At 64.3% G+C, this 11,770-nt stretch carries 11 protein-coding genes and 2 riboswitches; of the genes, 5 read left to right on the top strand and 6 right to left on the bottom strand.

Translation table 11 applies throughout. The annotated features are described in order from the left end of the window. Positions 1–38 precede the first annotated feature (38 nt). From ACI2JX_RS16945 to ACI2JX_RS16925, 5 genes are all read right to left on the bottom strand, one after another. Positions 39–281, bottom strand: a complete 243-nt coding sequence (locus ACI2JX_RS16945) for a DUF1272 domain-containing protein (protein ID WP_264232596.1) — start codon at positions 279–281, stop codon at positions 39–41. Between the two features lie 64 nt (positions 282–345). Then, on the bottom strand, positions 346–1,098 hold the full coding sequence (cobM, locus tag ACI2JX_RS16940) for a precorrin-4 C(11)-methyltransferase (RefSeq protein WP_404690560.1): 753 nt from the start codon (positions 1,096–1,098) through the stop codon (positions 346–348). Between the two features lie 30 nt (positions 1,099–1,128). Beyond that, positions 1,129–1,521 carry a cobalamin biosynthesis protein gene (locus tag ACI2JX_RS16935; protein ID WP_404690619.1) on the bottom strand — a complete coding sequence of 131 codons (393 nt, stop codon included), beginning with the start codon at positions 1,519–1,521 and terminating at the stop codon, positions 1,129–1,131. Between the two features lie 17 nt (positions 1,522–1,538). Next, entirely contained in the window at positions 1,539–2,228 is a 690-nt protein-coding gene (locus tag ACI2JX_RS16930) for a CbtA family protein (protein WP_404690559.1), read from the bottom strand. Between the two features lie 10 nt (positions 2,229–2,238). Beyond that, positions 2,239–2,424, bottom strand: coding sequence for a CbtB-domain containing protein (locus ACI2JX_RS16925; protein ID WP_186554322.1), 186 nt, complete (start codon positions 2,422–2,424; stop codon positions 2,239–2,241). A gap of 98 nt (positions 2,425–2,522) precedes the next feature. Then, a riboswitch (cobalamin riboswitch) is annotated at positions 2,523–2,748 on the bottom strand. A gap of 175 nt (positions 2,749–2,923) precedes the next feature. Beyond that, positions 2,924–3,124, top strand: a riboswitch (cobalamin riboswitch). Positions 3,125–3,223: 99 nt separating this feature from the next. Between ACI2JX_RS16925 and cobW the strand changes: the two genes are divergently transcribed. Genes cobW through ACI2JX_RS16905 form a run of 4 tightly spaced genes read left to right on the top strand, consistent with a single transcriptional unit; the run spans position 3,224 to position 9,739 of the window. Further along, complete coding sequence (gene cobW, locus ACI2JX_RS16920) at positions 3,224–4,291, top strand: cobalamin biosynthesis protein CobW (RefSeq protein ID WP_404690558.1); 1,068 nt, start codon at positions 3,224–3,226, stop codon at positions 4,289–4,291. Between the two features lie 3 nt (positions 4,292–4,294). Further along, positions 4,295–8,065 (top strand): cobaltochelatase subunit CobN, encoded by a 3,771-nt coding sequence (gene cobN, locus ACI2JX_RS16915; RefSeq protein WP_404690557.1) that lies wholly within the window; start codon positions 4,295–4,297, stop codon positions 8,063–8,065. Beyond that, positions 8,058–9,071, top strand: a complete 1,014-nt coding sequence (locus ACI2JX_RS16910; RefSeq protein WP_368972201.1) for an ATP-binding protein — start codon at positions 8,058–8,060, stop codon at positions 9,069–9,071. Before cobN ends, ACI2JX_RS16910 begins: the two co-directional genes overlap by 8 nt. 53 nt (positions 9,072–9,124) lie before the next feature. Further along, complete coding sequence (locus tag ACI2JX_RS16905; RefSeq protein WP_404690556.1) at positions 9,125–9,739, top strand: VWA domain-containing protein; 615 nt, start codon at positions 9,125–9,127, stop codon at positions 9,737–9,739. 102 nt (positions 9,740–9,841) lie between these two features. On the opposite strand, the gene ACI2JX_RS16900 is transcribed toward ACI2JX_RS16905, so the two are convergent. Next, positions 9,842–10,108: a hypothetical protein gene (locus ACI2JX_RS16900; RefSeq protein ID WP_003247923.1), complete on the bottom strand. Its 267-nt coding sequence runs from the start codon at positions 10,106–10,108 to the stop codon at positions 9,842–9,844. A gap of 330 nt (positions 10,109–10,438) precedes the next feature. On the opposite strand from ACI2JX_RS16900, the gene ACI2JX_RS16895 reads away from it, so the two are divergent. After that, on the top strand, positions 10,439–11,764 hold the full coding sequence (locus tag ACI2JX_RS16895) for a sigma 54-interacting transcriptional regulator (protein ID WP_368972199.1): 1,326 nt from the start codon (positions 10,439–10,441) through the stop codon (positions 11,762–11,764). The last annotated feature ends 6 nt before the right edge of the window (positions 11,765–11,770 follow it).

The raw sequence follows: 11,770 nt of genomic DNA, 5'->3' as shown, positions 1-11,770 counted from the left end.
CCCCGGCAAGCGATTTGGCTCACCGTAGCGTGTAGGGATCAGGCGCAGGCGGGGTGCGGTTTTACGATGCGTTGCGTCGAAGCGGGATTATTACTCAGCGCCGTGCCGACGCGGCTGGGCCTAGCCAGCAGCTGGCCCGAGCAATTCGGGCAGCGCCCTTGAAAACGCTGCTCGGCGCAGGCCTGGCAGAAGGTGCATTCGAATGAGCAGATCAGCGCCTGGGTGCTTTCGGCGGGCAAGTCGACATCGCAGCATTCGCAGTTGGGGCGTAGCTCGAGCATGGGCATGACTCCGGTGGGCGAGGTAAACCGCAGTCTGCTACGCCAGCCGCGCGCCTGGCAACGCTCAGTTGCCAGGACGATAAAGGTGGGCGTGACCGGCCCGGTACAGGGCCGAGTCGCTGAAGGGGGCATCGCCCAGCACATGGCCAACCAGGATCAGTGCGGTGCGCCGGAAGTCCTTGGCCGAGGCGCGTACGACGATGTCCTGCAACGTGCCCTGGACCCAGTCCTGATCTGGCCAGGAGGCCCGATGAATCACGGCAATCGGGCAGTCGGCGCCATAGTGCGGCAGCAGCTCGGCGACGATCCGTGGCAAGTGCTTGACGCCCAAGTGGATGGCCAAGGTGCTGCCGTGCCGGGCCAGGTCCGCCAGTTGCTCGCCAGCGGGCATCGGTGAGCTGTCGCCGTAGCGGGTGAGGATCACGGTCTGGGCGACCCCAGGCAAGGTCAGTTCGCAGCCGAGCAGGGCGGCGCTGGCGGCGGTGGCGGTGACGCCCGGGATGATCTGGTAGTCGATGCCCAGCTCGCGCAGGCAGCGGATCTGCTCGCCAATGGCCCCATACAGACTTGGATCGCCGCTGTGCACGCGGGCCACATCCTGGCCTTTGGCATGGGCTGTGCGGATGGCGCTGATGATCTGCTCCAAGTGCAGCTCGGCGCTGTTGATCAGTGTTTCGGCGCGGTGGCCTTCGAGCACGGCGGCCGGTACCAAGGAGCCGGCGTAGATGATCACCGGGCACTGGCGGATCAGGCGCTGGCCTTTGACCGTGATCAGTTCCGGGTCGCCGGGGCCGGCGCCGATGAAGTAGACCGTCATGGAAAATCCTTGCAGATGAAATAGGCGCGATTATCGGCCACTGGCAAAGGCGAGGGTAGCGCCGCCGAGAATCTGCCGGGGAAGTACCAGTCGCGCAGCGCCATGGGCCTGGGCAGCGAGGGCCAGGGCGCTACTTTCGGCAACGCCCCAGCAGCCGCTGTGGGTGAAGGCTGCAGTGGAACGATGGGACAGTTGCGCTTCGAAGCGTTGCAGCTGCACCGGGGTGAACACCTGCAAAGGCAGCGCGAGTTGCCTGGCCAAGTCAACCAGGCCAGGCTCGTCGGCTTTCAGCTCGATACTGGCGATGCCCTGCACTGCGCCCAGCGGCAGTTGCAGCTGTGCCAGGCCTAGGCGCAGCAGGGTTTCAAGGTGCTGCCGCGAGCAGCCCTGGCGACAGCCAAAGCCGGCATACAGCACCGGCAGGGCAGGGGCGCTAGGCATCAGGCCTGGCGGGAGCGGCGGAACAACCAGGCGCTGAGCAGGCCAAGGGCCACCCAGAACGCTGCGTTGGTCAGCCAGGAGGCGATCTTGAACTGGGTTTCCAGCGCCGCAGGGGCGAGGCTTTGATGAACCTCTGGCTGCGGCGCGCCGATCACGTGTGGCACCACCAACAGCAGCACCCCCACCAGTTTGAGCAGCCAGTGCTGGGCGAACACGATCAGCGCAAGGCCCGTGGCAGTGGCGGCGGCAGTGCCGATCCACCAGGTCTGGCGTTGGCCAAGATCGGCCGCAGCAGTGCCCGGCAACTCAGGTGGCAGGCCCAGGGTCGGCGCCAGGCAGAACACCCCGAAACCGGCCAGGCCCCACAGCGCGCCGGTGCTCACCCGGTTGGGTTCGCGCAGGCTGTACAGCGCGGCCAGGATCAGCGCGAAGCCGACCGCGACCACCAGGTTGCCGCCCGTGGTCGACAGCACGCGCTGCCAGCCATCCTCAGGCGCCCAGGCCTCGGCGCTATGTTCATGAGGTGCGTGCGCTTCGCCGGCATGCTCATGCTGCTCGGCAGGCGCTGCGGTTTCGAAGGTTTCTGCTTGAAGAATCAGCGGGCTGACCCACACGCTTTGCAGCAGGGTCAGCAACAGGGCTGCAAGCAGGCCGCTGAAGCCAGCGGTACGGGCAATGCGCTTGATCATGCGAGACTACTCAATGGCAAGGGAAGGCGGCGCTGTGGCGGGTGTCGTGGGCAGCGTTGTGCACCGCTTCGATGTGCGAGAAACCGGCAAAGTAGATCAGGCACAGGCCAAGCAGGCTGGCGCCGGCGGCGATGATCACGCGCTGGCTGAGGCTGATGGGGGTGGCGATGCTGTGCTTGGCGCTGGTGATGGGCATGACGCTTTCCTCTGCTTGTTGTAGGCAACGGGCAAGCGCGGCAGCCCCGGACGTGATTCGCCCAGGGACATGCGACAGCGCCCGCCCACCGCGGGGTGTTCATTGCTACGTAGGCAGGCCGGTCTCCGGGCTTGCGAGGTGGAGCAGGGCTCCAGCAGAGGCGTCACCTTCCCATGCCAGACAACTCGGCACAGTGGTCAAGACGCTTCCTCGCTTACCGTTGCGGGGGCAGCACCGGCATTGTCGTGGGCTTGGATGAAGAGCCTGCGACGCACCGGTTTCCCGTTTCACCCCCGTGGGGGCACCTGAACGCAAGGCGCTAGCAAACCACACCTGAGCTTCAGGCTACAAGCTGTAAGCGATGCGATGGCTAGCAAAGTCGGCTGTTTTTGGTCTGTTCAGGGACGATTGGCTGTCGTTTGTTCTGGCCTCATCGCTGGGCAAGGCCGCTCCCACGGGATCTAGGTGCGTATCTACTTGCAGCTTATAGCCGTGATGCGTAGCCTTGCCGCTTCGAGGTTCTGCGCCTGTAGGCGCAGCTAAGACGGGAACGCGGTACAAGCCGCGGCTGCCCCCGCAACTGTAAGCACTGGACAGGATCGACACAGCCACTGCGCCCCGGCGCGGGAAGGCGTCATCCAACCGGCCTGGCGCCGGAGCGGTGCGAGCCAGGAGACCTGCCTCGTAGCGATTTCGACTTTTAATCCGGGCGGGGTGATCCGGTGGCGAACGAGCCCGGCCAATAGGCCTGAGGCTTTCGTCCTGCATGCCCGCGCCATCCTGCCAAGGGCATCGAGACATGAAAACACTGGCCAAGCTTCCCGTCACCATCGTTACCGGCTTCCTCGGCTCGGGCAAGACTACCTTGCTGCGGCACATGCTCGACAACGCCCAAGGCCGGCGCATTGCCGTTATCGTCAACGAATTCGGCGAGCTGGGCATCGACGGCGAGATTCTCAAGCAATGCAGCATTGGTTGCACCGAAGAAGAAGCCAGCGGCCGCGTCTACGAGCTGGCCAACGGCTGCCTGTGCTGCACTGTGCAGGAGGAGTTCTTCCCGGTGATGCGCGAGCTGGTGGCGCGCCGTGGCGACCTTGACCATATTCTCATCGAAACCAGCGGCCTGGCCCTGCCCAAGCCATTGGTGCAAGCCTTCCAGTGGCCAGAAATCCGCAACGCCTGCACGGTCGACGCGGTGATCACGGTGGTCGACAGCCCGGCCGTCGCGGCTGGCACCTTCGCCGCCTACCCAGACCAGGTGGATGCCCAGCGCAAGCTCGACCCCAACCTGGACCACGAATCGCCACTGCATGAACTGTTCGCCGACCAGTTGGCCAGCGCCGACCTGGTAGTGCTGAACAAGGCCGACTTGATCGACGCCGAAGGCTTGGCCAAGGTTCGCGCCGAGGTCGCCGAGGAGCTGCCAGCGGCCGTCAAAGTGATCGAGGCGAGCAGTGGTCGTCTGCCCCTTGAGGTGCTGTTGGGGGTGGGGGCAGAGTCTGAAGCGCACATCGATGGGCGTCGTACTCACCACGATTCGCACCACGACGGCGACGATCATGATGACCACGACCACGACGCCTTCGATTCCATTTCCATCGACTTGCCCGAGGCTGACGAAAGCCTGCTGCTCGACGCCCTGACCCAACTGGTGGTCGAGTTCGGCATCCTGCGCGCCAAGGGCTTCGCGGCAATCCCCGGCAAGCCGATGCGCCTGTTGATTCAAGGTGTCGGTACCCGTTTCGACAAACACTTCGACCGCGCCTGGCGTGCCGATGAACCGCGCACCACCCGCCTGGTGCTGATTGGCCAGGATTTGCACGCCGCCGAGCTCGAAGCGCGTCTGCGCCAGGCCCTGGGCGCCTGATCCATGCACTTGCTGCGGACCCAGCCCGGCGGCTTCGTGCCGGACGACAGCATCGCCGACCTCGGCCAGACCCCGGCCGAACTGGTGATTCTCTGCAGCGGTGATTCGCACCTGGCGCTGCTGGCGGACACCGCCGAGCAGTTGCCCGGCGACTACCCCAGCGTGCGCCTGGCCAACCCGATGCAGGTGCAGAACCATGCCTCGGTCGATCTGTATGTCGACCAGGTGCTGCGCCACGCGAAGGTGATTCTGCTATCGCTGCACGGTGGGGTGGGCTATTGGCGCTACGGGGTCGAACAGTTGGTCGAGTTGGCCCGTCGCGGCGTGCAACTGATCCTGGTGCCCGGCGATGATCGTCCCGACCCGCAGTTGACCGACCTGAGCACAGTGCCGGCAGCACAGGCCGAACGGCTTTGGCACTATTTGCGCCAGGGCGGTAAGGCCAATGCGCTGAACCTGTTCAATTGCCTGGCCAGCCTGTGGCTTGAGCGTGATTACCCCTGGGACGAGCCGCAGCCGCTGCCGCGCACCGCGGTCTACCACCCGCACAAGGCCAGTGCCCAGCCAAGCGACTGGTTCGCTGATTGGGACCCGCTCCAGCCGGTGGCGCCGCTGCTGTTCTATCGCTCACATTTGCAGGCGGCCAATACCGCGTTCATCGACGTATTTTGCCAGCGCTTGCAGGCCGCGGGCCTGAACCCGCTACCGATCGCGGTCGCCAGCCTGAAAGAGCGCGGCTGCCTCGATCAGGTCGAGGCCTGGATGGATGAGGTCGAGGCCGAAGTGGTGATCAATACCACCGGTTTCGCCTTGTCCAGCCCCGAGCAGCCCAACCTGCGGCCGTTACGCCGTGATGTGCCGGTGTTGCAAGCCATTTGCGCCCAGGACAACCAGCAGGGCTGGGAAACCAGCGAGCAGGGCCTGGGCGCGCGCGATTTGGCCATGCACATTGCCTTGCCGGAACTCGATGGGCGGATCATCACCCGCCCGGTCAGCTTCAAGGACTTGGCCTGGCGCAGCGAGCGCAGCCAAGCGGATGTGGTCTGCTACCGCGCCCACCCGGAGCGGATGGACTTCGTTGCCGAACTGGCCAGGCGCTGGGTTGAACTGGCGCGTTTGCCCAATGGGCAGAAACGCGTCGCCCTGGTGCTGGCCAACTATCCGACCCGCGACGGTCGCATTGGCAATGGCGTAGGCCTGGATACGCCGGCGGCTGCGCTGAACATCTTGCAGGCGCTGCGGACCGAGGGCTATCCGCTAGGGGAATTGCCTGAAACGGGCACCGCGCTGATTCATCAGCTGTTGGGTGGCGTCACCAACGACCTGGATCACCTCGATCAACGCCCTTGCGCACAGAGCTTGAGCCTGGCCGATTACCAGCAGGCGTTCGCCCGCTTGCCCGAGGCCAATCAGCAGGCGGTGCTCGAGCGTTGGGGGCCACCGGAACAAGATCCCATGTTCCGCAGCGGGCGGCTGATGGTAGCGGGTTTGCGTTTCGGCCTGACCTTCGTCGGGATCCAGCCTGCGCGGGGTTATCAGGTCGATCCGAGCGCGGTGTATCACGACCCCGACTTGGTCCCACCGCACGGCTACCTGGCCTTTCACTTCTGGTTGCGCCATGCCTATGCAGCCGACGCGGTGATCCATGTCGGCAAGCATGGCAACCTCGAATGGCTGCCTGGCAAGGGCGTCGGCCTGTCGGCGCAGTGCTGGCCGGATGCGCTGCTGGGGCCGCTGCCGAACATCTATCCGTTCATCGTCAATGACCCGGGTGAGGGCGCCCAGGCCAAGCGCCGGACCCAGGCGGTGATCATCGACCACCTGATGCCGCCGCTGACCCGCGCCGAGACCTATGGCCCGTTGCGTCATTTGGAGCAGTTGGCCGACGAATACTACGAAGCCCAGTTGCTCGACCCGCGCCGGGCGCGTGAGCTGCAGCGGGACATCCTCGAGCTGCTCAAAGCCAACCACATCGACCGTGAATTGCAGCTAGAAGGCCAGCTGGATGACGCCGCCATCTGGTTGCCACGCCTTGACACCTACCTTTGCGACTTGAAGGAGTCGCAGATTCGCGATGGCTTGCATGTGTTCGGCCAGTCGCCCGAGGGGCGCTTGCGCATTGATACCCTATTGGCGTTGCTGCGGGTTGCCCGCGGCGATGGCAAGGGCGGCAATGCCAGCCTGATCCGGGCCCTGGCCCAAGCCCTGGCGCTGGGCTTCGATCCGCTGGACTGCGATCTTGGCCTGGCCTGGCAAGGGCCACGGCCGCCGCTGTTGCAGGCGCTCGGTGAAAGCCCATGGCGTACCCAGGGTGATACCCGTGAGCGGCTCGAGCATCTGGCCCTGGCGCTGATCGAGCAGGCGCTGGCGGGGCAACTGACGCTTGGCGCCGATGCGCAATGGCAAGGGGTCAACGCGGTGCTGCGTGAGCTGGTCGACTCGGTAGCGCCGAACCTCGACGCCTGTGGCGCGGCCGAGCTTGACGGCCTGCTCGCGGCGCTTGCAGGCCGCTTCGTGCCAGCAGGCCCCAGTGGCGCGCCCAGCCGCGGGCGCCTGGACGTATTGCCCACTGGGCGCAACTTCTACACGGTGGATGTGCGCAACTTGCCCACCACCACGGCCTGGCGGCTGGGCTTTGCCTCGGCCAACCTGATTCTGGAGCGGCACCTGCAGGAGCACGGCGATCACCTGCGCCAGCTGGGGCTGTCGGTCTGGGGCACGGCCACCATGCGTACCGGCGGTGACGACATTGCCCAGGCCATGGCCTTGATGGGCGTGCGTCCGGTCTGGGCCACCGGCAGTCAGCGGGTCGATGATTTCGAAATCCTGCCCTTGAGCCTGCTTGACCGGCCACGGGTGGACGTCACCTTGCGGGTTTCCGGGTTTTTCCGTGATGCGTTCGGCAACCTGATCCGCCTTTTCGATGCCGGGGTGCAGGCGGTGGCAGCGCTCGATGAGCCCGCCGACCTCAACCCCCTGGCGGCGCGCGTGCGAGCGGAGCGAGAAGCGTTGCAAGCGCAAGGCGTTGACGCCGAACAGGCGGCGCGACAGGCCGGTTGGCGGGTGTTCGGGGCCAAGCCTGGTGCCTATGGCGCCGGGGTGCAGAATGCCATCGACGGGCGCTTGTGGCAGGGCCGCGAAGACTTGGCCGAGGTTTATCTCAACCACGGTGGCTATGCCTATGGTGGCGCTGACGAGGGCACCCCGGCCCGCGCCCAGTTCGCTACACGGCTGGGCCAGGTCCAGGCCGTGTTGCAGAACCAGGACAACCACGAGCACGACCTGCTTGACTCCAATGACTACTACCAGTTCCAGGGCGGCATGCTGGCAGCGGCCGAGACCTTGGCTGGCTCGACAGTGGCCAGTTATCACGGTGATCACAGCCAGGTCGATCGGCCGCGCATCCGCACCCTCAAGGAAGAGCTGAATCGGGTGATCCGTGCCCGCGCGCTGAACCCGAAGTGGATCGACGGCGCCAAGCGTCATGGTTACAAGGGCGCCTTCGAATTGGCCGCCACGGTGGACAACCTGTTCGCCTTCGACGCCACCACGCACCTGATCGACGACCATCATTATCAGTCGCTGGCCGAGGCCTATGTGCTCGATCCAGCGACCCGTGACTTTATGCGTGAGCACAACCCAGAAGCCCTGCGCGACCTCACCGAGCGGCTGCTTGAAGCCCAGCAAAGGGGCCTCTGGCAAGAGCCGGGCGCGTACCGCGAAGCCCTCGAAGAGCAGCTGCTCGAGGGCGAGGAAGATTCGTTAAATGACTGAACCCGTGCAATTTCCCCTGGCCGCCGTAGTCGGCGCCGAGCCGCTCAAACTGGCCCTGTGCCTGACCGCGATCGACCCCAAGATTGGCGGCGTGCTGATCGAAGGCCCGCGTGGCATGGCCAAAAGTACCTTGGCCCGTGGCCTGGCCGACTTGCTGGGCAATGCCGAGCACAGCCCGCCGTTCGTCACCTTGCCACTGGGGGCGACTGAAGAGCGCCTGGTCGGCACCTTGGATCTGGATGCCGCACTGGGGCAGGGCAAGGCCCAGTTTTCCCCAGGAGTGCTGGCCCATGCCAATGGCGGCGTGTTGTACGTCGATGAGGTCAATCTGCTGCCTGATCCTCTGGTGGACCTGCTGCTGGATGTCGCCGCCAGTGGCACCAACCGCATCGAGCGCGACGGCATCTCCCATCGGCACGACGCCCGTTTCGTGCTGATCGGCACGATGAACCCGGAGGAGGGTGAACTACGTCCGCAATTGCTCGACCGCTTCGGCTTGAATGTTTCCCTCGATGGCCTGCCCGAGCCTGCGGCGCGTCAGCAGATCATTCGCCGGCGTCTGGCGTTCGACAGCGATCCGCAGGCGTTCTGCGCCCAGTGGGCAAGCGCTCAGGCGCAGCTGCGCGAGCGTTGCCAGAACGCTCGCCAGCGGCTTGAGCAGATTGCCTTGGATGACCAAGCGTTGGCCTGGATTACCGAGCGTTGTTTTGCTGCTGGAGTGGATGGCCTGCGCGCTGACCTGGTCTGGTTGCGCGCGGCGCGTGCCCATGCTGCCTGGCGCGGCAGTGAGGCTATCGAAGAGCAGGATGTCGACGCCGTCGCAGAATTCGCCCTGCGCCATCGTCGGCGAGAAGCGCTGGCCGCCAATCCGCCAAGTGCAGCGCCCGCTGCTGATGGTGTCGATAGCAAGCCTGAGGGTGGCCAGGGTGACTGGGGAGCGCTACCGCCACAACCGGTAGCAGCTGGCCCGCGGCGCGAGGTGCCGAACTGGGCAAAAAAGCCCTGAGCATCCGCCAGCCCAACGCTGCGGCGGCGGATGCCAGACCCCGCGTCGGCAAATTGACAGGCGCCCCGCGTGGACGTGGTCGCAGTGCTGCGTCAGGGCGGGTCGCCTGGTTACCGACCCTGCTCAAAGGCAAGCCCCGCCTGCGTCGAGACTTGGCCTGGCAGCAGCGCCAGGCCCAGCAGCCAGAGCTGTGGCTGGTGATTGTCGATGCGTCGGCTTCGACCCGGCGTCATCAGGCGTTGGCCCAGACCAAAGGGTTGTTGGCGCAGTTGTTCGATCAAGCTTATCGCCAGCGCGCCCGGCTAGCCTTGCTCACCGCCAGTGGCCGTGGCCCGCAATGGCAACGGCACGGCCTGAAGGCCTCGGCGGCGCTGCAGCCATGGTTAAACGCACTGGGCGCCGGTGGTGGAACGCCATTGATCGCGGCCCTGGAGCAGGCGCGGGACTGGTTGCAGCTACGGCGTAAACGCCATCCCCACGAGTTGCAGCGCTGCCTGGTGTTTACCGATGGGCGTCTGCAACACTGGCAGCCAGTACTGCCAATGCCCTGTGCGACCTGCTTGGTCGACATGGAATTGGCGCCAGTGCGGCTGGGGCGTGCGCAGTTGTTGGCCGCGCAGCTGCAGGCCGACTATCAACATATCGACCGGTTAAAACGACTGAATTGATATAACTCGCTGTTGTGCGACCCAATGTCGCACGCGCAGAAGTTAGTCGATGGAAGTTGCTGTAAGTGCGTGGTTTAACACGCACTTACAGGCGAAGTAGGCTTACTTGGGCATCGACCAGGGTTGCAGGTCATAACCTTTTTCACACAGCTCGGCGCGTACTTCTTCGATCAAGCTGGCCCACTGGGCAGGGTCGGAGTAAATACGTGAGGAGACTTGCTTGGCGCCGATACGCGTGCTGGTCCGGTCGATCACTGCCAGGCTTAGCTCACCAGTACCGTTGGGTGCATCCCAGGCTACGCACTGGAACGGTTCGAAGGCGTGGTCGGCGATCAGCAGTGCTTCGTTGACACGGAGCGGGGCATTCATGGTTCGGTCTCTCTTTGGTCCCAAACAGCGAAAGTAAGTCCGCGAGGCTGAAAAGTTAAGTTACGCAGCGCGGGGTTATTGGTACTGATGCTCCGGGGCCGGGTTGAAGTCACATGGCAGTTGAAATTTTTTATCCGCGCCTGGTTTTAGCGGCGGGCTATCCGGCGTGTGACGCCGACAACTAAATAAAATTCCCGTACGGCTAGAACATGCCGTTAACTGGCAGACAAACGGTAGGGGGTTCTGACGCTTTCGTTGCTACTGTTAATTCGGGCGCTGCAACTTACTGTTTCTACGAAAAAAACCAATCATTGGCGCCAAGGAACGGTCATGCTAGAACCCGCACCGCAACGCCGCTTGTTGATCGTCGACCCTTGCGACGACTGCCTCCGTCTATTGCCTGGCTTGCGTAGCGCCGGCTGGGACGTTCACGGCTGCACCCTGGGCTCGGCACTGGAGCACCCCTGTGATGTCGGTTTGCTGCGCTTGCAGGCCTCGCATCTGCGCCATCCCGAGGCGGTCAAGGACATGATCAAGCGCAGTAATACCGAGTGGATCGCAGTGCTCAGCGCCGAGGAACTGCGCATGCAGAACGTAGGCGACTTCGTCTGCGAGTGGTTTTTTGACTTCCATACCCTGCCATTTGACGTCTCCCGGGTGCAGGTAACCCTGGGGCGGGCCTTCGGCATGGCGCGCCTGCGCGGCAAAGGCGCAGTCAAGGTAGACGAGCCTGAGCACGAATTGCTCGGGGAAAGCCGGCCCATCCGTGAGTTGCGCAAGTTGCTCGGCAAGTTGGCGCCCACCGAATCACCTGTGCTGATTCGTGGAGAAAGCGGCACCGGCAAGGAGTTGGTGGCGCGCACGCTGCATCGCCAGTCGCACCGGCGCGAAAAGCCGTTTATCGCGATCAACTGCGGTGCCATCCCTGAACACCTGATCCAGTCCGAACTGTTCGGGCATGAGAAGGGCGCGTTTACCGGCGCTCACCAGCGCAAGCTAGGCCGGATCGAGGCGGCCCATGATGGCACGCTGTTCCTTGACGAGGTGGGCGACCTGCCGTTGGAGCTGCAGGCAAATCTGCTGCGTTTTCTACAGGAAAAACACATTGAACGGGTCGGTGGCAGCCAGCCGATTCCGGTCGATGTGCGGGTGTTGGCGGCGACCCACGTGGACTTGGAAAAGGCCATCGAGCATGGGCGTTTTCGAGAAGACTTGTACTACCGGCTCAACGTGCTGCAGGTGGTGACCGCCCCTCTGCGTGATCGGCATGGTGACCTGTCGATGCTGGCCAACCATTTCTCGCACTTCTATAGCCTGGAGACCGGACGCAGGCCGCGTACCTTCAGTGACAATGCCTTGGCCGCCATGGGCCGCCACGACTGGCCAGGTAATGTGCGCGAGCTGGCCAATCGGGTGCGGCGTGGCTTGGTCCTGGCAGAGGGGCGGCAGATCGAAGCGCAGGACCTGGGTTTGCAGGTGGTCGAGCAGGAGGATCAGCCGCTGGGCACACTGGAGGATTACAAGCACCGCGCCGAGCGCCAGGCACTGTGCGATGTGCTTAACCGGCACAGTGATAACCTGAGTATCGCGGCGAAGGTCTTGGGTGTTTCGCGGCCGACGTTCTATCGCCTGCTGCACAAACATCAGATTCGCTAGGTATCT

Origin of the sequence: Pseudomonas sp. NPDC088890 (genome assembly GCF_044900155.1) — a bacterium.
GTDB lineage: Bacteria > Pseudomonadota > Gammaproteobacteria > Pseudomonadales > Pseudomonadaceae > Aquipseudomonas > Aquipseudomonas urmiensis.
The sequence above is the reverse complement of the archived record's forward strand: the minus strand, read 5'-3'. Positions and strand labels throughout refer to the sequence as shown.

What these genes read in the sequence shown, in the direction of transcription:
- ACI2JX_RS16945 (WP_264232596.1), bottom strand. Translation starts at nt 281, where the DNA reads ATGCTCGAGCTACGCCCCAACTGCGAATGCTGCGATGTCGACTTGCCC.
- cobM (WP_404690560.1), bottom strand. Translation starts at nt 1,098, where the DNA reads ATGACGGTCTACTTCATCGGCGCCGGCCCCGGCGACCCGGAACTGATC.
- ACI2JX_RS16930 (WP_404690559.1), bottom strand. Translation starts at nt 2,228, where the DNA reads ATGATCAAGCGCATTGCCCGTACCGCTGGCTTCAGCGGCCTGCTTGCA.
- ACI2JX_RS16925 (WP_186554322.1), bottom strand. Translation starts at nt 2,424, where the DNA reads ATGCCCATCACCAGCGCCAAGCACAGCATCGCCACCCCCATCAGCCTC.
- cobW (WP_404690558.1), top strand. Translation starts at nt 3,224, where the DNA reads ATGAAAACACTGGCCAAGCTTCCCGTCACCATCGTTACCGGCTTCCTC.
- cobN (WP_404690557.1), top strand. Translation starts at nt 4,295, where the DNA reads ATGCACTTGCTGCGGACCCAGCCCGGCGGCTTCGTGCCGGACGACAGC.
- ACI2JX_RS16910 (WP_368972201.1), top strand. Translation starts at nt 8,058, where the DNA reads ATGACTGAACCCGTGCAATTTCCCCTGGCCGCCGTAGTCGGCGCCGAG.
- ACI2JX_RS16900 (WP_003247923.1), bottom strand. Translation starts at nt 10,108, where the DNA reads ATGAATGCCCCGCTCCGTGTCAACGAAGCACTGCTGATCGCCGACCAC.
- ACI2JX_RS16895 (WP_368972199.1), top strand. Translation starts at nt 10,439, where the DNA reads ATGCTAGAACCCGCACCGCAACGCCGCTTGTTGATCGTCGACCCTTGC.